This is a genomic window from Burkholderia sp. A2 (assembly GCF_001729305.1).
GTDB lineage: Bacteria > Pseudomonadota > Gammaproteobacteria > Burkholderiales > Burkholderiaceae > Burkholderia > Burkholderia sola.
This window is the reverse complement of the sequence record NZ_LZXX01000105.1, coordinates 88,409-107,855: the sequence shown is the minus strand read 5'-3', so window position 1 is coordinate 107,855 and position 19,447 is coordinate 88,409. Positions and strand designations below refer to the sequence as shown.

Below are 19,447 nucleotides of genomic sequence, written 5' to 3'. Positions count from 1 at the left end.
GCCGAATGACGCGCCGCACCGATACACTGAAACTCAACGCGATGCTGAACGGCGGCGGCAGCCACGTGGTCGGCTGGCGTCATCCGCTCGCGCAACCGAACGGCAACCGCGACTTCGCGCATTTCCGCCGGATGGCGCAGACGGCCGAGCGCGGCAAGCTCGATGCGCTGTTCGTCGCGGACGTGGTCGCCACGCAGGGCAGCCACATCGATTCGCTACGCCGCAGCGCGCGCGCCGATACGTTCGAGCCGCTCACGCTGCTCGCCGCGCTCGCGGCCGTCACGCACCGCATCGGGCTGATCGCGACCGCGACGACGACCTACAACGCGCCGTACCACATCGCCCGCAAGTTCGCGTCGCTCGATCACCTGAGCGGCGGTCGCGCCGGGTGGAATCTCGTGACGTCGGTGGTGCCCGACGAAGCGGCGAATTTCGGCGCGGCGCCGCACCTCGCGCACGCCGATCGCTACGCGCGCGCCGACGAGTTCCAGCGCGTCGTGGCCGGGCTCTGGGACAGCTGGGAAGACGACGCATTCATCGAGGACAAGGCGGCCGGCCTGCATTTCGATCATCGCAAGCTGCACGTGCTCGATCATCACGGGCCGCATTTCAGCGTGCGCGGCCCGCTGAACGTCGCGCGCGCGCCGCAGGGGCATCCGGTGCTCGTGCAGGCCGGCTCGTCGGACGCGGGCCGCGAGCTCGCGGCGCGCTGCGCGGAAGTGATCTTCACCGCGCAGCACCGGCTCGACGACGCGCAGGCGTTCTATGCGGACGTCAAGGGCCGCCTCGCGCAATACGGCCGCCGCCCCGAACACCTGAAGATCCTGCCCGGCGTGATGCCGATCGTCGGCGCGACCGAGGCCGACGCGCGCGACAAGCTGCGCGCGCTGCAGGACCTGATCGACCCGGTGCTCGGGCTGCGGCTGCTCGCCGACAACACGGGCGATTTCGACTTGTCCGGCTATCCGCTCGACGGCCCGCTGCCCGAGCTGCCGCCGAGCAATCGCAGCAAGAGCCGCCAGCAACTGATCGTCGATCTCGCGCGCCGCGAGAACCTGACGATCCGCCAGCTCTACGAGCGCTTTGCCAGCGCGGGCGTCGTGACCGGCACGCCGAAGACCATCGCCGATCGCTTCGAGGAATGGTTCCGGTCGTACGGCGCCGACGGGTTCAACGTCGCGTTCGCATGGGTGCCCGGCGGCCTCGACGATTTCGTCGACCTCGTCGTGCCCGAACTGCAGCGCCGCGGGCTGTTCCGCACCGAGTACGAAGGCCCGACGCTGCGCGATCAGCTCGGGCTGCCGCGGCCGCCGTTCTTCCGTCGCCCGTCGTCGCTGCGCGGCGATACGGTCGCGCCCGTCGGCGGAGGTGCCGCATGACGCGCCCGTTTCGTCTCGGCGTGCTCACGCGCGTGTACGCGCCCGACCCGTCGCCGCACGTGCTGCACGACACGCTCGCACTGATCGACGCGGCGGAAGCGCTCGGCTTCGACAGCGCGTGGGTCGCGCAGCACCATTTCGGCAGCGAAACCGGTCGCCTGCCGTCGCCGCTCGTGCTGCTGGCGGCGGCCGCGCGCCGCACGCGGCGCATCGCGCTCGGCACCGGCGTGATCGTGCTGCCGCTCGAGTCGGTGCTGCGAGTCGCCGAGGATGCGGCCGTGCTCGACGCGTTGGCCGACGGCCGGCTGCAGCTCGGCGTCGGCGCCGGCTTCGAGCCGGACGTGTTCGCCGCGTTCGGCCGCGATTTCGCTGCGCGCGCGGCGCTGCAGGCCGAGGCGCTCGCGTCGTTGCGGCGCGCGCTGGACGGTGCGCCGGTCACCCCGGCCGGGGCGACGCTGCAACCGCCCGCGCCCACGTTGGCCGCACGTGTCTGGCAAGCGACCGGCGATGCCGAAGCGGTCGCACGCAACGGTCACGGGCTGATCGTCGCGCGCACGCGCCCGGATCAGGACGGCGAAGCGGCACTCGTGGCGCGCTATCGCCGCGCGTGGACGCATCCGCACGTCCCGCGCGTCGCACTCGTACGAGCAGTCGTGCCCGGCGACGATGCGGCGAGCGTCGAAACCACGCTCGGCCCCGACATCCTGCGTTACGCCGAACGGCTCGCGCGGGCCGGCGGCGTATCGGCGCCCGCGCCGGCCGACGTCCCCGCGTTGCTGGACCGCTTCGGCGTGCTGCGCGGCACGCCCGCCGACATCGTGGCGGCCTTGCATGCCGATCCCGCGCTGCCCGGCACGACCGAACTCGTCGTGCAGGTGCAGACCGCGAGCACCTCGCACCGCGACGCGCTGCGACGGCTCGAAGCCGTCGCAACAGCGATCGCACCGGCGCTTGGCTGGACGCCGGCCGCCGCCGGGCCTGAAGCCGCTTCGCTCACCTCCGATCCGATCCCGACATGACCCATTCGTCCTCCCCCGCACCGGCCGCGCGCCGGCCGTTCAAGCTCGGCTTTCTCACGCACGTGCACGGCGCCGGCGACGCGCGCCGCGTGTACGCGGATCTCGAGACGCTGTTCGTCGCGGCGGAACAGCTCGGCTTCGACGGCGGTTTCGTCGCGCAGCATCATTTCCGCGCGGAGTACGGCCGGCTGCCTTCGCCGCTCGTGCTGCTGGCCGCCGTCGCGCAACGCACGCGCCGCATCGAACTCGGCACCGGCATCGTCACGCTGTCGCTCGAGGATCCGCTGCGGCTCGCCGAGGATGCGGCGGTACTCGATGCGCTGGCGGGCGGCCGGCTGCAACTCGGGCTCGGCAGCGGCGGCGCGAACCTCGACGCGTTCGCCGCGTTCGGCTTCGACGTCGACACGCGCCAGGCGCGCTTCGCGGCCGCGCTCGAACGCCTGCAGGATGCGCTCGCCGGCCAGCCGGTCACCCGCGGCGCCGCTGATGATGCGCCGCCGCTCGTGCTGCAGCCCGCGGCGCCGGGCGTGCGCGAACGCCTGTGGCATTCGCACGCATCGCCCGACGGCGCGCGGTTCGCCGCGCGGCACGGCAACGGCCTGCTGCTCGGCACCGCCGTGCACGATCCGCGCACCGTGCAGTTGCCGCTCGCGCACGCGTATCTCGACGCATGGCGCGAACGCGCGAACGCCGACGCAGCGCGGCCGCGCATCGGCGTGGTGCGCGCAGTGTTTCCCGCGCGGGACCGTCGCACTGCGCTCGCCGCGCTGGCGCCCGACGTCGTGCGGCATATCCCGTGGCTCGCGGCGAGCGGCCATCCCGACGTGACCGAGCCCGAGCAGATCGTGCGGCTGCTGAACGTCCATTACGGGCATCCGGACGACGTGATCGAAAGCTTGCGCGGCGACCCGGCACTGTTCCCGTTCGCCGACTATTTCCTGCCGGTCGTGCAATCGGAAAGCTCATCGCTCGACGATGCGCTGGCCCGGCTGCGCACGCTTGCGGAAACGATTGCGCCGGCGCTCGGCTGGCAGCCGGCGCAGGCCGCTGCATGAGCGCGCCGCGTCTGCTGCTGCGGCTCGATACCGGCTACGACATCGGTAGCGACACCGGCTGCAACACCACGCGGCGCGACCTGGTCGCCGACTGGATCGCGATCGCCGAGGCCGGCGTGTCGGCCGGCTGCGATGCGATCCTGCTGCCCGTGCAGCGCACCGGCCCCGATCCGTGGATGGCGGCCGCCGCGCTCGTCGACGCGCTGCCGGCGCTGCGCGTGATGGTGACGCTGCAGGCGGGCGCGATGCTGCCCATCGCCGCCGCGCATCTCGCGCAGAGCCTGCAGTCGCTGAGCCGCGGCCGTGCATGTCTGGCACTCGAAGCCGATGCGCCGGACGTCGACGCGACCGACCGCGCGATGCACCTGAACCGCGACCAGCGGCTCGCGCGCAGCGCCGAATTCCTGTCGATCCTGCGCGCGCTGTGGGCGACCGAGTCGCCGTTGCAGTATCGCGGCACCTACTACCGCGCCGAGCATGCGCGCCTGCCGGATCTCGCCGCGCAGCGGCCGCCCGTCTACTGGTCGGTCGCGGAGCGGCACGAGATCGCGTTCGCCGCGCCGTGGTGCGACGGCCTGCTGGTGCCCGCGAGCGCGCCGCCGCTCGCGGCGGCCGTCGAACACGCGTATCGCGCACGCGGGCTCGCGCCGCCGCCGGCCGGCGTCGCGCTCCGGCGCATGATCCGGTTCGACGCCGCGCGCCGCGCACGCGCCGCGCAGCGGGCGAACCGCCGACGAGGGGATGCATGAGCGTGGATTTCGCATGGTTCCTGCCGACCAACGGCGACGGGCCGCATCTGGCCAACAGCGGGCTGCCGCGCCCGCCGACCTTCATGCAGGACTATCGGCCGGCGACGCCCGAATACCTGCGCGGCGTCGCCCGCGCGGCCGAGGCTGCGGGCTTCGACAGCCTGCTGCTGCCGATGGCCGCGGGCTTCGAGGATCCGTGGCTCGTCAGCGCGCAGCTCGCGCGCGCGACGCAGCGCATCGCGTTGATCGTCACGTTCCGGCCCGGGCTCGAGCAGCCCGAACAGATCGCGCGCAAGGCCGCGACCCTGCAGCACATGAGCGGCGCGCGCCTGCGCCTGTTCGCGGTGAACGGCTCGAGCGCCTACGAGCAGCGCGCGCTCGGCGATTTTCTCGATCACGACGCACGCTACCAGCGCACGTCCGAATACCTGCGGGTGCTGCGGCGTCTGTGGCAAGGCGGCGGCCATTCCGTCGCCGGCCGCTATTACACGCTGAGCCCCGCGCATGCCGGCGTGCCGCTCGCGACCCCGCCCGCGCTCTATCTCGGCGGCGCGTCGACGCTCGCCGAGCAGGTGGCCGCGAGCCAGGCCGATACGTACCTGCTGTGGGGCGAGCCGCCCGACGCCGTGCGCGAGCGGCTCGCGCGGCTGCGCGCGCTGGCCGCGATGCACGGCCGCCGGTTGCGCTTCGGGCTGCGCGTGCACGTGATCGCCCGCGCGACCGAACGCGCCGCATGGGCGCGCGCCGATGAATTGCTCAGCGAGATTTCCGACCAGACCTATGTCGACGCGCAGCGCAAGCTGGCCGCGTACGAATCGGTCGGCCAGCAGCGGCAGACCGCGCTCAGCCGCGGCGCGCTGCGCTCGTTGCGCGAGCTGGAGGTGTATCCGAACCTGTGGGCCGGCGTCGGCCTGATCCGCGGCGGCGCGGGCACCGCGATCGTCGGCAGCTACGACCAGGTCGCCGCACGCATTCACGAATACCGCGCGCTCGGCATCGAGACGTTCCTGCTGTCGTCGTATCCGAACCTCGAGGAAGCGGCACGCGTGGGCGAGGATGTCTTGCCGCGCGTCCGCACGCGCCTGGCGCGCACGAGCGTGCCGTAACCGGCTGGAGCACCGCCGCGACGCGGGGCTGCGGGGCCGCCGGAGCGCCGGCCGGTCAGTCGTCGAACGCCGATTCTGCGCGCGGCTCGTTCAGCAGCCCGTAACGCGCGAGCAGCGTACGCATCGTATTGCGCGTGACGCCGAGCAGCGCCGCGGTGCGCACCTGGCTGAACCGGCAGTGCTCGAACGCCTCGCACACGACCAGTTCCTCGATGTCGCGCAACAGGCTTTCGCCGGGCGCGCGAAACAGGCGACGCACGCCCGCGCGGATGTCGTCCTGCGGCAGCGCCGCCGCGTCGTCCGCGCGCGCATAGCCGGCAAGCGCCTCCGAGAACTTCAGGTGCTCCGGGCGGATCAGGTTGCCGTTCGACACGAGCAGCGCGAGATGCATGACGTTTTCCAGCTCGCGGATATTGCCGGGCCACGGATACGCATGCAGCGCCTGGACCGTGCCCTCGGACAGCATCGGCTGCGGCCGCTTCAGTTGCGCGCAATAGCGCCCGCGGAAATGCTCGGCGAGCGGCAGGATGTCCTGCGGCCGCTCGCGCAGCGGCGGCAGGCGCACGCGGGCGAGATTGATCCGGTAGAACAGGTCCATCCGGAAATTGCCGGCCAGCACGGCCTGTTCGAGATCGACGTTGGTGGCCGCGACGACGCGCACGTCGACCGGCCGCGCACGCGTTGCGCCGACGCGCGTCACTTCGCCTTCCTGCAGCACGCGCAGCAGCTTCGCCTGCAGCGGCGGCGCGAGATCGCCGATCTCGTCGAGAAAGATCGTGCCGCCGTGCGCTTCCTCGAAATAGCCGATGCGGCGACCCTGCGCGCCCGTGAATGCGCCGGCCTCGTGGCCGAACAGTTCGCTCTCCGCGAGCTGCGGGTTGATCGCGCCGCAGTTGACCGCGATGAACGCACCCGTGCGGCCGCTGACATGGTGGATATGGCGGGCGACCAGTTCCTTGCCGGTGCCCGTTTCGCCGAGAATCAGCGCGGGCGCGACGCTGGGCCCGATCTGCTCGACGAAGCGCAGTACCGCACGCGATGCAGGATCGGCGAACACGAGCGCTTTCGCGCGCACCGAAAGGGGGCGCTGCTCGCTTTCCGGCAGCGCAATGAGCGGGGGAGAATCTGTGCGGTTGTCCATGATTCGGGCGTGGGCGGACCGGTTGGCGATACGGGCGTCCGCTCGAGGGTTTGATCTTAGTCAACCTCGAGCGCGCGCAAAATACCGATTGCTGTGATGCTTCGCTGTCGTGCGCAGATAACGAATCCCGTGTGCGTCGCGCAGCGTGCGGTCCGATGCGTGCGGATGTCGGCGCTTGAAAGGCCGGTCCGCCGCGCGCTGCCGGCCTTCTGCGCGTCGCCACGCCCGGTCGCGCGAATCCGGTTCAACCGTGGAACATGAGCAGCACCAGCGGCATCGTGACGGCCGCAAGTACCGTCTGCACCGTGATGATGCCGGCGGACAAACGGTGATCGCCGCCGAGCAGCTTCGCCATGATGTAGGCGGACGGCGTGCACGGCAGCGCATTGAACAGCACGATCGTCGTGAGTGCCGGCCCCCGGATGCCGAGGCTGAAACCGATCCAGAAGGTCAAGAGCGGCACGAGCAGCAACTTGATCACCGACGACTGGAATACCGGCCCGCGCGCTGCCTTCGCGGCTTTCACGTCGAGGCCCGCGCCCACCGCGAGCAGGCCGAGCGGCAGCGACGCGGCGCCGAGAATCGACAGCACGCTTGCCACCACGTCCGGCAAACGCAGCCCGCTGAGGTTGAACGCGGCGCCGAGCACGACCGACATGATGACCGGGTTTCTCAGCAGCGCGCCGCCGATCTGCCGCGCCGACGGCGCGCCGCCGCGGCCGTGCTGCATCAGCACGATGATCGACGCGACGTTCAGCAGCGGAATCGCGACCGCGATGCTGATCGACGTGAGCGTGAGACCGACGCTGCCGTACAGCGCGGCGGCCGCCGCGACGCCCACATACGTGTTGGGCCGCAATGCGCCCTGGATCACCGACGAAAACACCGCCCCCGGCTGCCGGCTCCACGCTCGCCACGCATACAGCAGCGCCGCGCTCGCGGCCACCGCGCCGAGGATCGCGGCCGCGATCGGCCGCACCGGAAACTGCGTCAGATTGGCTTTCGCGACCTGGCCGAACATCAGCGCGGGAAACATGTAGTAGTAGTTCAGCGTTTCACATGGCAGCCAGAATGCGTCCGGCAGCAGGCGGCGCTGCCGCAGCACGAATCCCGTCAGGATCAGCACGAAAATCGGAACCAGCGCGGTCAGGACGGTCTGCATCGGTTGGGATCCCGTCACGCGAGGACACGCGTCTTCGCCAGCACGACCGCGCGATGGACGCCGATGAATGCGGCCATTGCGCGCTCGTACAACGGCGCACCGGCCCGCGCGAACAGCAGGTAGTCGCGCGAGATCGCCGCACGGTGCAGCGCAAGCGGCGTTTCAGCGGTATTCGGCGCAGGCCCGATCGTCGCGACGATGGTGGTCTTTGACATTTTTCTCGTCCGATTAAAGGCGGTGCCCAGCAATATGACAGAATCGTGAAATTCATAAAAAGAATAAAAAATATGAAATCCAGATCCAAAGGTAATTTGGACAACCGTCGGGATGATCGGACGATCGCGAGGGCGGAACGGCGCGCGCCTCCAGCCTCGCAACGCCGGGCCGCGTAGCAGGAGCGGACCACTGATTCACGAAGATCGTCGCCGCCCATGCTGGTGAAAGCCCTCCGCCACATCGCCATTCCGGCCGCGGGAGCGTCGTGTTCCTCTGCGTAAATCGGAGGACCAGATAACGGTATGAGAATTTCTTGGTTCTTGGATGCGTACCGCATCCAGAAAATACACGCTCCCGACAACCGGGCGCGCGACGCGCCGCCCCGCTTCACCCAAACAACGTCCCTCTTTCCCATGTTCAGCAGATCGTTTCGCACTACGTCGGGCCATGCGCTGCTCGTCGCCGCCCTTCTTGCCGCTTTTTCCGGTGTTGCTCGCGCGGACAGCACGCTCGACCGCATCCATCAACGTCACAAGATCGCGATCGGCGTGATCCTGTCGGGGCCGCCGTTCGGCTCGCTCGATCCCGCGACGCAAAAGCCGGTCGGCTTCAACGTCGATCTGGCGAACGACGTCGCGAAACGGCTCGGCGTCGACGTCGAGCTGACACCGGTGCAGCCGTCGAACCGCGTGCAGTTCCTGCAGCAGGGCAAGGTCGACGCACTGATCGCCAACATGGAGCTGACGACGGAGCGCGCGGAAATACTGTCGTATGCGCCGACGCCGTTCGAGTTCATCGGCGGCGCACTGATCGCGCGCAAGGACAGCGGCATCAAGACCTGGGCCGACGTGCGCGGCAAGCCGGTCTGCGTGTCGCAGGGCAGCAACTACACGAAGCCGCTCGCGACGGAATACGGCGCGCAGGTGAAGGCGTTCCGCGGCCAGCCCGAATCGCTGCTCGCGCTGCGCGGCAACAACTGCGTGGCCGCCGTGCACGTCGCGCCGACGTTGCGCATGCTCGTCGCGCGCAATCCGGACTGGAAGGACTATGCGACGCCGCTGCCGACCGACCTGATTCCGTCGCCGGCGGTGATCTGGGTCCGCAAGGGCGAGACCGATACGCAGAGCGCGCTCGACCGGATCGTCCAGGACTGGCATCGCAGCGGCTGGCTGCTCGACGTCGAGCGCAGGAACGGCATGACGCCGTCGCAAGGCGTGCTCGACCTGCACGCGAAGCTCAAGGCACAGCGCACATGACGGCAGCCGCCGCCGTCGACGCGCTCCGCAAGCTCGGCCTCGATTACAGCTTCGTGCTGGCCCCGGACGAACGCGCGTCGTTCGTGCACGGGATGGGCGTGACGCTCGAACTGTCGATCGCGACCGCGCTCGGCAGCCTCGCCTGCGGTGTCGCGCTCGCCGCGTTGCTGGTGTCGCCCAGCGCGGCACTGGCGCGACCTGCGCGCGCATTCGTCGAAGTCACCCGCAACACACCGACGCTCGTCCAGTTGTTCTGCGCATTCCTCGTCGTCAACATGCTGATCAGCGCCGCACTGCGCGATCTGGGCGGCAATCCGCTGACGCCGTTCATCTGGAGCGTGATCGTGATCTCGCTGCACAAGGGCGCGTTCCATGCGGAAGCGCTGCGCGCCGGCCTCGAAGCGGTGCCGCGCGCCACGCTGGAAGCCGCGCAGTCGCTCGGCTACAGCCGCCGCCAGCGGCTCTGGCACGTGCAGCTGCCGCTCGCGGTGCGCTTCGCGCTACCGGCGCTCGTCAACAACCTGGTCGACCTCGTGAAGATGACGACGGTCGCGTCGGCGATCGCAGTCGGCGATGTCACCTATGCGTCGATCATGATCTGGACGCAGCGCGACAACGTGCTCGAGCTGATGATCCTGATCCTGCTCTTCTTCGGCGCGCTCACGTTCACGGTCAACCTCGCGGGACGCTGGCTCGAACACCGCTTGAGGATACCCGGCTATGGCCATTGACACGCTCGCATCGCCCGCGCGCCTCGTGCGCTGGCCCGCGGTCGCGGCAACACTGGCCGCGCTGGCGGTCGTCGCGCTGGCCGTTGCCGGTCGCCGCCACCCGACGCTCGTCGCGCTCGTCACGTGGCTGCCCGCGCTCGGCAACGCGATGCTCGTCAACATCGGCATCAGCGCGCTGGCGATCGCGCTCGGCACGCTCGCCGGCCTCGTGCTCGGCCCGCTGACGCTGTCGCGGCTCGGCATCGCACGCGTTGCGGCGCGCGCCTACGTGCAGGTGTTCCGCAATGCGCCGCTGCTCGTGCTGATCTATTTCTCGACCTATGTATTCCCGTTCGAAATCAGGTTCGGCCATGCGTCGCTGCCGTTTCCGGACTGGTTCAAGGTGACGCTCGGCCTCGCGCTGCCGGCGAGCGCGAACTTCGCGGAAATCTTCCGCGGCGCGATCCAGTCGATTCCGCATGCGCAGTGGGACGCCGCACGCTCGCTCGCGTTCAGCCGCGTGCAGGTGTTCCGCTGGATCATCCTGCCGCAATGCGTGCGCCGCATGCTGCCGCCGTGGATGAACCTGTACGCGAGCATCACGATGGCCACCGCGCTCGCGTCGCTCGTCGGCGTGCACGACCTGCTCGACACCGCGCAGGTCGCGAGCAATACCGTCGCGCGCGCCGACTTCACCGTCGTCGTCTATTTCACGGTACTCGGCCTGTTTTTCGCGTACTGCTACCCGATTGCCCGTTTCACCCGCCTTCTCGAACGACGTCATGCATTCCACTGAAATTCCGCGCGGCGCGGACGAGCCGCTCGTCCGCCTGCGCGACGTGCATCTGTCCTACGGCACGACGCCCGTGCTGCGCGGTATCGATCTCGACGTGCACCGCGGCCAGGCCGTGTCGATCATCGGTCCGTCCGGCTCCGGCAAATCGACGATCCTGCGTTGCATCACGGGGCTGTTGCGGCCGCAGCGCGGCCTGATCGACGTCGACGGCACGCGCGTCGACCGGCTCGCATCGGAGCGCGACGAAATCGCGCTGCGCAAGCGCGTCGGCTTCGTGTTCCAGCAGTACAACCTGTTTCCGCACCTGAGCGTGCTCGACAACCTCGTCGCCGCGCCGGTCAGGATTCTCGGCCGCGATCGCACCGAAGCCGTGCGCACCGCGCACGCGCTGCTCGAACGCGTGCGCCTCGGCGACAAGGCGCATGCGTACCCCGGCGAGCTGTCGGGCGGCCAGCAGCAGCGCGTCGCGATCGCTCGCGCGCTCGCGATGCAGCCCGACCTGATCCTGTTCGACGAGGTGACGTCCGCGCTGGATCCGGAAACCGTCGGTGACGTGCTGGCGGTGATCCGGGATCTCGTGCGCGACGGCATGACCTGCGTGCTCGTCACGCACGAGATGCGGTTCGCCGAGGAAATCAGCGACGTCGTCTACTTCACCGAGGCGGGCGTGATCGTCGAGCACGGGCCGGCCACGCAACTGTTCCGGGCGCCGCAAAGCACGCGCACGCGGGCTTTCCTCGCGCATGCGCTCGGCCCGGCCGGCAGCCCGCACGCCAGCCGCGACAGCGCGCCGATCGCACTCGACCTGACGCGCTTCGCGGTCTGAGTCAACGCGCTGCGTAGCGGCTCGGCGGCCGCGCGAGCCCGAGATGGTCGCGCAGCGTCGTGCCCTCGTATTCGGTGCGGAACAAGCCGCGCCGTTGCAGCTCCGGCACGACATGCTCGACGAAATCGTCGAGTCCGCCCGGGAAGTAGGGCGGCATGATGTTGAAGCCGTCCGCGGCGCCACCCTCGAACCATTCCTGCAGCGCGTCCGCGACCTGCGTCGGCGTGCCCCACACGATCCGGTGCCCGCGCGCGCCGGCGACGAGATAGTAGAGTTCGCGCAGCGTGAGGTTCTCGCGGCGTGCGAGATCGGTCAGCAGCTTCGCGCGGCTCTTCAACTGATCGGATTCGGGCAGGTCGGGCAGCGGGCCGTCGAGCGGATACTTCGACACGTCGTGGCCGAGACGGTCGGACAGCAGCGTCAGCGCGCCCGACGTGTCCGTCCATTGCTGGAGCTGCGCATACTTGTCCTTGGCCTCCTGCTCGGTGCGGCCGATCACCGGAAATACACCCGGCATCACGGCCAGTGCGTCCTCCGCGCGGCCGTATGCCGCGAGCCGCCCCTTCAGGTCGCGATAGAACGCCTGTGCTTCCTCGAGCGTCTGCTGCGCGGTGAACACCACTTCAGCGGTGCGCGCGGCAAGCGCCTGACCGGGGCCCGACGAGCCGGCCTGAATCACGACCGGATGGCCCTGCGGCGGGCGCGACGCGTTCAGCGGCCCCTTCACGTTGAAGAAGCGTCCTGCGTGATCGAGCACGTGCACCTTCGCCGGGTCGAAATATACGCCGCGCGCCTTGTCCCTGACGACCGCGTCGTCGTCCCAGCTGTCCCACAGCCCTTTCACGACGTCGACGAATTCGCCGGCCATCTCGTAGCGCTGCGCGTGATCGGGATGGTTGCCGCGCGTGAAGTTCGCGGCGGTGCGGTCGTACGAGGTCGTCACGACGTTCCATGCCGCGCGCCCGCCGCTCAGGTGGTCGAGCGATGCGAACACGCGTGCGATGTGGTACGGCTCGCTGTACGTCGTCGACGCGGTCGCCGCGAGGCCGATGTGCCGCGTATGCATCGCGAGCGCGGACAGCAGGCTCAGCGGCTCGAAGCGCATCGCCATCGACGGGTGCGCGTCCGGGCCGCTCGTCAGGCCGTCGGCGAGGAAGACCATGTCGAACTTCGCACGCTCGGCGGTCTGCACGACGCGGCGCAGCAGGTCGAAGTTCTCGCTGCCGGATTCGGCGTCGGGGTGGCGCCAGCCGGCGACGTGGTGCCCGGCGCCCTGGAGGAACAGCCCCAGGCGCATCTGCCGGCGGGAAGGTGTGCTGCGATCGGTGCTCATGATTGAAGCGACGTAAAGGTGTGGAAAAGGCGTGCGAGATCGGCCGTGCTTCGCATCGTGTCGATCAGTTCCGGCACGAACGCGAGCGCGGGATCGTGGGCGGTTGCATCCGCGAACTTCGCGGCGAGATCGTCGGTGCCGACGAGGCGTTCGGTGCGCTGCTGCAGCGTGTCGCCGCCGCGAAGCGCGATCTCGACGACCGAGAAGCGCGTCGCGGGATCGGTCGACGCGCGCGGCGCCGCGGCATCGTGGCGCCGCGACACGCGCGCGGCGAGCGCGATCAGGTCGTCGCGCACGGGCACGTCGGCGAACGTCGCGACACCGGGCGGCCCGTCCGTCAGCGCGGCGGCCACCGCGTATTCCACGCTGAAGCGTGCTTCGAGGCCGGTTGCCGGCAGCCGGTTCGACAGCGGCGTGTCGCCGCCTGGCGGGAAGGTGACCGCGATGCCATCGATGTCCGCCGGCGCGATGCGGTGGCGAGCGCGCAGATCGAGCGCGGCCTGTACCGCGTAATGGGTTGCCGTGCAGCACGGCCACGGCTTGAAGTACAGGCCGGGCGTCACGATCTGCCACGGCGCGCCCCAGTCGGCCAGCACGCGCGCCGGCTGCGCCGCGCCGCCGCCGAACACGGCGAAGAATCCTTCCGGGCCGTCGAGTGCGCCCGGTGCGCCGGCCAGTCCCGCCTCCGCGAGTTCGGCGGCGAACAGGCCCGCGCGCGCCGCCAGGCCCGCGTGCAACGGCTTGACCTCGCTGCCGAACTGCAGCCGCAGCCCGGCCGATTGCGTCGCGGCCATGCCGAGTGCGTTGTCGGTGGCCGCCGCATCGAGCCCGAGCAGACGTGCCGCGGCGGCGGCCGCGCCGAGCGTGCCGAGTGTCGCGGTGTTGTGGAAGCCGAGTTCGTAGTGGCGGCTGCCGAGCGCGAGACCGACCCGCGCCATCGTCTCGACGCCGACGACGTATGCGTCGAGCAGGTCCAGCGCGCTGCGTGCGCGCACCTGCGCGAGCGCGAGCAGCGCCGGCAGCAGCACGGTGCCCGGATGGCCGCGCACGCTGCTGTGCACGTCGTCGTAGTCGAGCGCGTGGCCCGCATAGCCGTTGAGCAGCGCCGCATCGTGCGGCGACGCCGGAGTCGCGCGACCGATGACCGCTGCCGCCCCGGCCGAATCGCGGCCGCACACCGCCAGCAGCTTGCGGTAACCGCTGTCGCGCGCGCCGGCGAACGCGGCGGCAAGAAAATCGAGCAGGCCGCGCCGCGCGGCTGCGATGGCGGATGGATCACGCGCGGGCTCGGCGCACGCGATCGCGGCGGCCAGCCGGCGCGTGATGCCGTCGGGAATCGAGTGGGAAGACATGTCGGCAGTTGGGAAGTCGCGAAATGCCGCAACGGGCGGCGCAGCCGGATCCTTCCGGTTCCGGCTCCGATGGGAGCGTCGGATACTAGCGAAGCATTCGCACGGGCCCAACCAAGTATTCGAGCTTTCTATATCGCGTATTCAGCGCTGCCTGAGGGGAGCCTGAGGGGAGCCAGATAACTTCGCTCCGTGCATGACGCCGTCGATGAACCGGGTGATTGCCGACCGGCAGCGTGCTGCTGCCATGATGCGTCAGGCCGGCAGTCGACACGAGCCGTGCCGCCGACATGGCGGAACGACGAAATTCCACGGAAGAATCAATTGGAAAGCTGAATCAGGACGGGATTTCCCAGGCGTCTGAATGAACTGTCCAATCGCTTTACTGCGCGGCGTCATCGCCATGATCCGCGACGGAAGGCGCGCCGCAGGCGACAAATCGCGCTTCGACACCGCTTCGCACGACCAGGTCGAAGCGCTCCGGCCGAATATGAAACAGCGTGGACTCGCACGTGCGGCCGTCAGCCAGACGAGACGTACGCCGCAACACCAGCAACGGCCCCTGCTTGCCGGTCTTTAGCAGGGCGGCGATATCGTCCGGCGCGGCCACGGCCGTCACCGACATGTCGGCATCGGCAATGCGCCAGCCGAGCAACTGCTCCAGCAGTTCGTAAGTCGGCATGCTATCGGCCTGCGCATAAGCGACGTCACGTGCCTCAGGCAACAGACAGGTCTGCGCGAGCGCGATCGGCTCGTCGTCGACCCAGTGCAGGCGTTCGAGATAAATGCAGCGCGTGACGTCGGCCGCGAATACCTGCTGCAAGCCCGGCGGTACGTCACATGTTTCCATTCGCAGCAATTCCATTCGCGCGCGTGCGCCCTGCCCGGCGATCGAATCGTGCAGCCCGCGCAGCACGTCGAGCCGATGCCGCAGGCGCTGCTTCGCGGCGAACGTCCCCTTGCCCTGCTTGCGCTCGACGATGCGCGCATCGGCCAGGCGGTCGAGCGCGAGCCTGACGGTCACGCGGCTCACCTGGAAGCGCTCGCTCAACTGGGCCTCGGACGGCAGCTTGCCGGTCGGCTCGTACACGCCGCGTTCAATTTCGTCGCGCAGCGTCGTCGCGATCTGCTCGTAAAGCGACGTCGCGTCGTCACGCACCAGCGTCATCGAATGTTCCTCTCCGTGCTCGGCTCGCGCTATGCGCGATCCCCGATATCGATATGAAAAGCAATTGGATCGCTCAACTTGTATTAATACGTATTATGACATCTCGACACACGATCAGGGCTGCCGTTTCAGTTTCAAGGGGCCCGACGCACGGGGAGCATATCAGTGACTGACAACGCAATCGGCACGCCGCCGCTCGACGGCGCGCAGGCCAGCCGGCCGACGCGGGCCGAACCGGCCGCGGCGCCGCGCACCGATCCGCACGCGACGGGCCGCTCGCGCAGCGCACAGTGGCGTGCCGCAATCGGCTTCGCCGCCGCATGGCTGGCGTTCTTCGCGATCGCGTGGTGGCTGCCTGCGCCTGCGCATCTGTCCGCCGAAGGCAAGGCGACGCTCGCCGTCGTCGCGTGGGTCGCGATCGTATGGATCACCGAGGCGATTCCCGTCGGCGTGAGCGGCATCCTGCTGCCGATGCTGCTTGTGCTGTCGCACGCGAGCCCGTCGTTTCCGAAGGCGGCCAGCGGCTTCGCCGCGCCGGTCGTGTTCCTGTGTCTCGCCGCGTTCCTGTTCTCGGCGATCATGCAGGCGAGCGGGCTCGATCGCCGCATCGCGCTGCTGCTGCTCGACCGGCTGAAGGTGCGCACGGCCAACGGCGTGATCTGGGCGATGTTCGCGGTGAACTGCGTGATGGCGCTCGTCGTGCCGGCCGCGAACGCACGCGCCGCGACGCTGCTGCCGGTCACGAACGGCATCGTCCGGCTGTTCGGCGAAACGCCGCGCGAGCGCGCCGCGCGCAAGGCGATCGTGATCCAGACGCTCGTGTACGGCGCGATGATCAGCGGCATGTGCATCCTGACCGCCCATCTGCCGAACATGGTCGTGTCGGGCCTGCTCGAGAAGCAGCTCGGCATCCGGATCTCGTACCTGACGTGGCTGAAGCTGCAGTGGCCGTACCTCGGGATGTTCGCGATCACGCAAGCGTGGGTGCAGTTCCATTTCCGCTCGCGCGCCATCGCGATTCCCGGCGGCCCCGGCGCGATCGCGGCGATGCGCGGCGCGCAGCCGCGCGCGGCACGCAACGACTGGGCCGTGCTCGCACTGTTCGCGGCCGTCGCCGTGTTGTGGGCCACCGAGCCGCTGCATCACCTGCCGTCGGAAATCGTCGCGCTGATCGCGCTGGCGCTGTTGTTCGCGCCCGGCGTGCTGCGCTTCGGCTGGGCCGAGGTCGAGCAGCGCACGATCTGGGGCACGCTGTTCCTGCTCGCCGGCGCGTTGTCGCTGTCGTCGGCGATCAGTGCATCGGGGCTCGCGAACTGGGCCGCCGATCACGTCTATGTCGCCGCACGCGGACACGGCTGGTGGCTCGCGATCGCGATCGTGATGCTCGGCACGCACGTGATCCGCATCGGCATGCTGTCCAACGTCGCGGCCGTCACGATGATCGCGCCGATCGCGCTCGCACTCGCGCCGCGCCTCGGGCTGCATCCGGTCGCGTTCACGATGCTCGTCAGCGATACCGACAGCTTCGCGTATCTGCTGCCGACGCAAATCACCGCCGGCGTCATCGCGTACAGCAGCGGCGCGTTCTCGACGGCCGACTATGCGAAGGTCGGCGCGGTGTCGGTGCTGATCGCGATCGTCTACGGCCTCTGCGTGATCGCTCCGTGGTACGCGTACATGGGCATTCCCGTCTGGGACGCGAGCGCGCCCTGGCCGTTCGCGCATTGAAGCGCGCGGTCTTCCATCGACATCTCCTCGAATTCCCCATGAACGCATCCAACGACGCCATCGATACCGTCGCCGCGCGCGCCGCCGCGCTGCGCGACCGCCTGGGCCCGCACGTCGCGCCCCAAGGCTTGTACGAACGCCACAAGCGCCTGCCGTTCGCCGGACGCGTGCAATGCAACGTCACGCGTCTCGAAGCCGGCGAGTGGAGCGAGATCGTGCTCGACTACGAGGTCGGTTCGTCCGGCATCGCCGACGGCGGCTGGCTGAAGGCGACCTTCAAGTTCTATTCGGACTGGGCGCTGTTCCAGACGAGCGACCCGAGCGCCGCGAACTACATCAGCGCGGAGTACCACGCGGCGCCGCTCGTGCCGGGCCAGAGCCCGGCCACCGTGCAGGCGCTGAACGTGCGCTTCGACCAGAAGGGGCACGAGCGGCCGTTCCAGAAGGCCGTGATCGTCGACGTCGTCGACGGCTACGTGAACGCCGGCGACCGGATCGTGATCCGCCTCGGCGACCGCCGCCGCGGCCCCGGCACGCGCGTGCAGACCTTCGCGGAAGACAACTTCCGCTTCCGGCTCTACGTCGATCCGCTCGGCACGTCGCGGTTCGTCGCGGTGCCGGGCGACGTATCGATCGACATCCATGCCGGCGCGCCCTCCGACGTGCTGCTGAACGGCCCGCGCTTCGTGCAGCCCGGCACGCGCGCCCCGTTCCGGCTGTCGCTGCAGGACCGCTGGGGCAACGCGTGCCGCGAGGTCGGCGCTCATGCGCGGGTCGTCGCGTATGACGCCCGTGGCGAGATCGTCTACCGGCGCGAACACGCGCTGCCCGACACGGACTTTGCGAGCTGCGCGGTGGACGACCTGCCGGTCGACGCGGGCACGCTGCGCATCGTCGCCGACGTGCCGGCGCGCCCGGACGTGCGCGCGGCCGAAGCGTGGCTGACGGTCGACGCGTCGCTGCCCGCGCCGCGCGCGCTGTATGCGGATCTTCATGTGCATGCACACGACACGGTCGGCACCAACAGCCCCGAGTACAACGCGCGCTACGCACGCGACATCGGCGGCATCGACGTGCTCGGCTATACCGCGAACGACTTCCAGATCACCGACGAGAACTGGCAGCTCGGCGTCGATGCGGTCGAGCGCTTCAACGAGCCCGGCCGCTTCGTCGTGTACCCGGTGCAGGAATGGTGCGGCAGCTCGACCGCGGGCGGCGATCACAACGTGGTGTTCCTCGGCGACGCGCGACCGGATTTTCCGTACAACGCGCGCGGCGAGCACAATCGCACGCTCGTCTGGAACGAGGACATGAAGGGCAATGCGGTCGAACTCGGCCGCTGGCCCGTCGAGGAACTGTGGGACGCGTATGCGGACGATGCCGCGCAGCATCTCGTGATGCCGCACGTCGGCGGCCGCCGCTACATCCCCGACTGGCACCATCCCGAGCTTGAGCGCCTCGTCGAGATCGCGTCGTCGTGGGGCCACTTCGGCTGGCTGTACCAGGACGTGATCGAGCGCGGCTACCGGCTCGGCGTCGCGGCCAGCGGCGACGAACATCGCGGCCGGCCGGGCGGCGGCGCACCCGGTGTGCAGGTGTTCGGCGTACACGGCGGGCTGACGGGCGTACTCTCGCCCGCGCTCGACCGCAAGCACGTCGGCGAAGCGCTGCGCGCGCGCCGTACGTGGGCGACCACCGGCGAGCACAGCGCGCTGCTGGTGCGCTGCGGCGATCACTGGCAAGGCGACGCATTCGCGCATCAGGGGCCGGCGCGGCTCGACTATCGTCTGCTCGGCCAGTCGGGCTGGGAATACGTGGCCGCGTACGATCACGACGGCCTGCTGTGGGAACGCAACCTGCATGCGGAACTCGGCTACGCGGAGCGCCTGGTCCGCGTGCGCTGGGGCGGCGCCCGCATTCGCGACCGCTACCGCTGGGCCGCATGGCGCGGCCGGATCCGCATCGTCAACGGCACGATCCATCGTTTCGGATCGAACGGGTTCGAGCATGTCGAGGAATCGGCATGGCGGTCCGGCGCGACCGACGTCGAATTCCACAGCGACACCTACGGCGACGCGGACAGCATCGAGCTCGACATCGGCAATCTCGCCGCCGCGACGATCGTGGTCGAAGGCACGATCGACAGCTTCGCGAAGGTCGGCGATCCGCTGCAGCGCAACCCGTTCGTGCACGCGCCGGCGTTCCGCTTCGAAATCAGCGGCGCGGAGCTGCTCGCGCGCGGGACGGCGATGCATGCGCTCGGCGGCACGGAGTTGTTCGTCGCAGTCGAGCGTCTGACGGACCACGCGCTTCCCGTCGACCTGGCGGGCAGCATCGATGTCGCGCCTCGTAACGCATCGTTCGGATTCCGCCCCGTCTATTTCTTCGGACGGCAGCGTAACGACAGCAAGGTGTGGTCGTCCGCGCAGTTCATCACGTTCGACTAACGGGGCT

At 69.6% G+C, this 19,447-nt stretch carries 17 protein-coding genes; 11 read left to right on the top strand and 6 right to left on the bottom strand.

What is annotated here, in order from left to right; all coding sequences use genetic code 11:
* The first annotated feature begins 5 nt into the window (after positions 1-5).
* The 5 genes from A9Z05_RS21000 to A9Z05_RS20980 are packed head-to-tail and all read left to right on the top strand — an operon-like array spanning position 6 to position 5,308.
* Positions 6-1,379: an LLM class flavin-dependent oxidoreductase gene (locus A9Z05_RS21000; RefSeq protein WP_069619765.1), complete on the top strand. Its 1,374-nt coding sequence runs from the start codon at positions 6-8 to the stop codon at positions 1,377-1,379.
* Positions 1,376-2,398, top strand: a complete 1,023-nt coding sequence (locus A9Z05_RS20995) for an LLM class flavin-dependent oxidoreductase (RefSeq protein WP_069619764.1) — start codon at positions 1,376-1,378, stop codon at positions 2,396-2,398. The genes A9Z05_RS21000 and A9Z05_RS20995 overlap by 4 nt, the downstream gene beginning before the upstream one ends.
* Positions 2,395-3,453, top strand: coding sequence for an LLM class flavin-dependent oxidoreductase (locus tag A9Z05_RS20990; protein ID WP_006481081.1), 1,059 nt, complete (start codon positions 2,395-2,397; stop codon positions 3,451-3,453). The genes A9Z05_RS20995 and A9Z05_RS20990 overlap by 4 nt, the downstream gene beginning before the upstream one ends.
* Positions 3,450-4,202: an LLM class flavin-dependent oxidoreductase gene (locus A9Z05_RS20985; protein WP_059543307.1), complete on the top strand. Its 753-nt coding sequence runs from the start codon at positions 3,450-3,452 to the stop codon at positions 4,200-4,202. Before A9Z05_RS20990 ends, A9Z05_RS20985 begins: the two co-directional genes overlap by 4 nt.
* Positions 4,199-5,308, top strand: coding sequence for an LLM class flavin-dependent oxidoreductase (locus tag A9Z05_RS20980; RefSeq protein WP_059500453.1), 1,110 nt, complete (start codon positions 4,199-4,201; stop codon positions 5,306-5,308). The genes A9Z05_RS20985 and A9Z05_RS20980 overlap by 4 nt, the downstream gene beginning before the upstream one ends.
* Positions 5,309-5,363: 55 nt before the next feature.
* On the opposite strand, the gene A9Z05_RS20975 is transcribed toward A9Z05_RS20980, so the two are convergent.
* The 3 genes from A9Z05_RS20975 to A9Z05_RS20965 form a co-directional block, all read right to left on the bottom strand.
* The gene (locus A9Z05_RS20975) at positions 5,364-6,449 is read right to left on the bottom strand and encodes a sigma-54-dependent Fis family transcriptional regulator (RefSeq protein WP_006481080.1); all 1,086 of its coding nucleotides are present in this window, start codon (positions 6,447-6,449) and stop codon (positions 5,364-5,366) included.
* Between the two features lie 244 nt (positions 6,450-6,693).
* The gene (locus A9Z05_RS20970; RefSeq protein WP_069619763.1) at positions 6,694-7,611 is read right to left on the bottom strand and encodes an AEC family transporter; all 918 of its coding nucleotides are present in this window, start codon (positions 7,609-7,611) and stop codon (positions 6,694-6,696) included.
* Between the two features lie 14 nt (positions 7,612-7,625).
* Positions 7,626-7,826, bottom strand: a complete 201-nt coding sequence (locus A9Z05_RS20965; protein ID WP_069619762.1) for a hypothetical protein — start codon at positions 7,824-7,826, stop codon at positions 7,626-7,628.
* A 414-nt stretch (positions 7,827-8,240) separates the two neighbouring features.
* Here A9Z05_RS20965 and A9Z05_RS20960 point away from each other — a divergent pair, with 414 nt between their 5' ends.
* From A9Z05_RS20960 to A9Z05_RS20945, 4 genes are read left to right on the top strand one after another with little or no spacing between them, the layout of a single operon-like run.
* Positions 8,241-9,083 (top strand): transporter substrate-binding domain-containing protein, encoded by an 843-nt coding sequence (locus A9Z05_RS20960; RefSeq protein ID WP_006481078.1) that lies wholly within the window; start codon positions 8,241-8,243, stop codon positions 9,081-9,083.
* Positions 9,080-9,814: an amino acid ABC transporter permease gene (locus A9Z05_RS20955; protein ID WP_046423283.1), complete on the top strand. Its 735-nt coding sequence runs from the start codon at positions 9,080-9,082 to the stop codon at positions 9,812-9,814. Before A9Z05_RS20960 ends, A9Z05_RS20955 begins: the two co-directional genes overlap by 4 nt.
* On the top strand, positions 9,804-10,589 hold the full coding sequence (locus A9Z05_RS20950) for an amino acid ABC transporter permease (protein ID WP_059541707.1): 786 nt from the start codon (positions 9,804-9,806) through the stop codon (positions 10,587-10,589). Before A9Z05_RS20955 ends, A9Z05_RS20950 begins: the two co-directional genes overlap by 11 nt.
* Complete coding sequence (locus A9Z05_RS20945; RefSeq protein WP_069619761.1) at positions 10,576-11,415, top strand: amino acid ABC transporter ATP-binding protein; 840 nt, start codon at positions 10,576-10,578, stop codon at positions 11,413-11,415. The genes A9Z05_RS20950 and A9Z05_RS20945 overlap by 14 nt, the downstream gene beginning before the upstream one ends.
* 1 nt (position 11,416) lies before the next feature.
* On the opposite strand, the gene A9Z05_RS20940 is transcribed toward A9Z05_RS20945, so the two are convergent.
* The 3 genes from A9Z05_RS20940 to A9Z05_RS20930 all read right to left on the bottom strand — a co-directional run bounded on the left by A9Z05_RS20940 (position 11,417) and on the right by A9Z05_RS20930 (position 15,265).
* On the bottom strand, positions 11,417-12,748 hold the full coding sequence (locus tag A9Z05_RS20940) for an LLM class flavin-dependent oxidoreductase (RefSeq protein WP_069619760.1): 1,332 nt from the start codon (positions 12,746-12,748) through the stop codon (positions 11,417-11,419).
* Positions 12,745-14,100, bottom strand: coding sequence for an MmgE/PrpD family protein (locus tag A9Z05_RS20935; protein WP_034175433.1), 1,356 nt, complete (start codon positions 14,098-14,100; stop codon positions 12,745-12,747). Before A9Z05_RS20935 ends, A9Z05_RS20940 begins: the two co-directional genes overlap by 4 nt.
* A gap of 379 nt (positions 14,101-14,479) precedes the next feature.
* On the bottom strand, positions 14,480-15,265 hold the full coding sequence (locus A9Z05_RS20930) for a GntR family transcriptional regulator (RefSeq protein ID WP_069619759.1): 786 nt from the start codon (positions 15,263-15,265) through the stop codon (positions 14,480-14,482).
* 165 nt (positions 15,266-15,430) lie between these two features.
* On the opposite strand from A9Z05_RS20930, the gene A9Z05_RS20925 reads away from it, so the two are divergent.
* Positions 15,431-16,993 carry a DASS family sodium-coupled anion symporter gene (locus tag A9Z05_RS20925; protein ID WP_256122048.1) on the top strand — a complete coding sequence of 521 codons (1,563 nt, stop codon included), beginning with the start codon at positions 15,431-15,433 and terminating at the stop codon, positions 16,991-16,993.
* A gap of 38 nt (positions 16,994-17,031) precedes the next feature.
* Complete coding sequence (locus A9Z05_RS20920; RefSeq protein ID WP_069619757.1) at positions 17,032-19,440, top strand: hypothetical protein; 2,409 nt, start codon at positions 17,032-17,034, stop codon at positions 19,438-19,440.
* The last annotated feature ends 7 nt before the right edge of the window (positions 19,441-19,447 follow it).

What these genes read in the sequence shown, in the direction of transcription:
- A9Z05_RS21000 (WP_069619765.1), top strand. Translation starts at nt 6, where the DNA reads ATGACGCGCCGCACCGATACACTGAAACTCAACGCGATGCTGAACGGC.
- A9Z05_RS20995 (WP_069619764.1), top strand. Translation starts at nt 1,376, where the DNA reads ATGACGCGCCCGTTTCGTCTCGGCGTGCTCACGCGCGTGTACGCGCCC.
- A9Z05_RS20990 (WP_006481081.1), top strand. Translation starts at nt 2,395, where the DNA reads ATGACCCATTCGTCCTCCCCCGCACCGGCCGCGCGCCGGCCGTTCAAG.
- A9Z05_RS20985 (WP_059543307.1), top strand. Translation starts at nt 3,450, where the DNA reads ATGAGCGCGCCGCGTCTGCTGCTGCGGCTCGATACCGGCTACGACATC.
- A9Z05_RS20980 (WP_059500453.1), top strand. Translation starts at nt 4,199, where the DNA reads ATGAGCGTGGATTTCGCATGGTTCCTGCCGACCAACGGCGACGGGCCG.
- A9Z05_RS20975 (WP_006481080.1), bottom strand. Translation starts at nt 6,449, where the DNA reads ATGGACAACCGCACAGATTCTCCCCCGCTCATTGCGCTGCCGGAAAGC.
- A9Z05_RS20970 (WP_069619763.1), bottom strand. Translation starts at nt 7,611, where the DNA reads ATGCAGACCGTCCTGACCGCGCTGGTTCCGATTTTCGTGCTGATCCTG.
- A9Z05_RS20965 (WP_069619762.1), bottom strand. Translation starts at nt 7,826, where the DNA reads ATGTCAAAGACCACCATCGTCGCGACGATCGGGCCTGCGCCGAATACC.
- A9Z05_RS20960 (WP_006481078.1), top strand. Translation starts at nt 8,241, where the DNA reads ATGTTCAGCAGATCGTTTCGCACTACGTCGGGCCATGCGCTGCTCGTC.
- A9Z05_RS20955 (WP_046423283.1), top strand. Translation starts at nt 9,080, where the DNA reads ATGACGGCAGCCGCCGCCGTCGACGCGCTCCGCAAGCTCGGCCTCGAT.
- A9Z05_RS20950 (WP_059541707.1), top strand. Translation starts at nt 9,804, where the DNA reads ATGGCCATTGACACGCTCGCATCGCCCGCGCGCCTCGTGCGCTGGCCC.
- A9Z05_RS20945 (WP_069619761.1), top strand. Translation starts at nt 10,576, where the DNA reads ATGCATTCCACTGAAATTCCGCGCGGCGCGGACGAGCCGCTCGTCCGC.
- A9Z05_RS20940 (WP_069619760.1), bottom strand. Translation starts at nt 12,748, where the DNA reads ATGAGCACCGATCGCAGCACACCTTCCCGCCGGCAGATGCGCCTGGGG.
- A9Z05_RS20935 (WP_034175433.1), bottom strand. Translation starts at nt 14,100, where the DNA reads ATGTCTTCCCACTCGATTCCCGACGGCATCACGCGCCGGCTGGCCGCC.
- A9Z05_RS20930 (WP_069619759.1), bottom strand. Translation starts at nt 15,265, where the DNA reads ATGACGCTGGTGCGTGACGACGCGACGTCGCTTTACGAGCAGATCGCG.
- A9Z05_RS20920 (WP_069619757.1), top strand. Translation starts at nt 17,032, where the DNA reads ATGAACGCATCCAACGACGCCATCGATACCGTCGCCGCGCGCGCCGCC.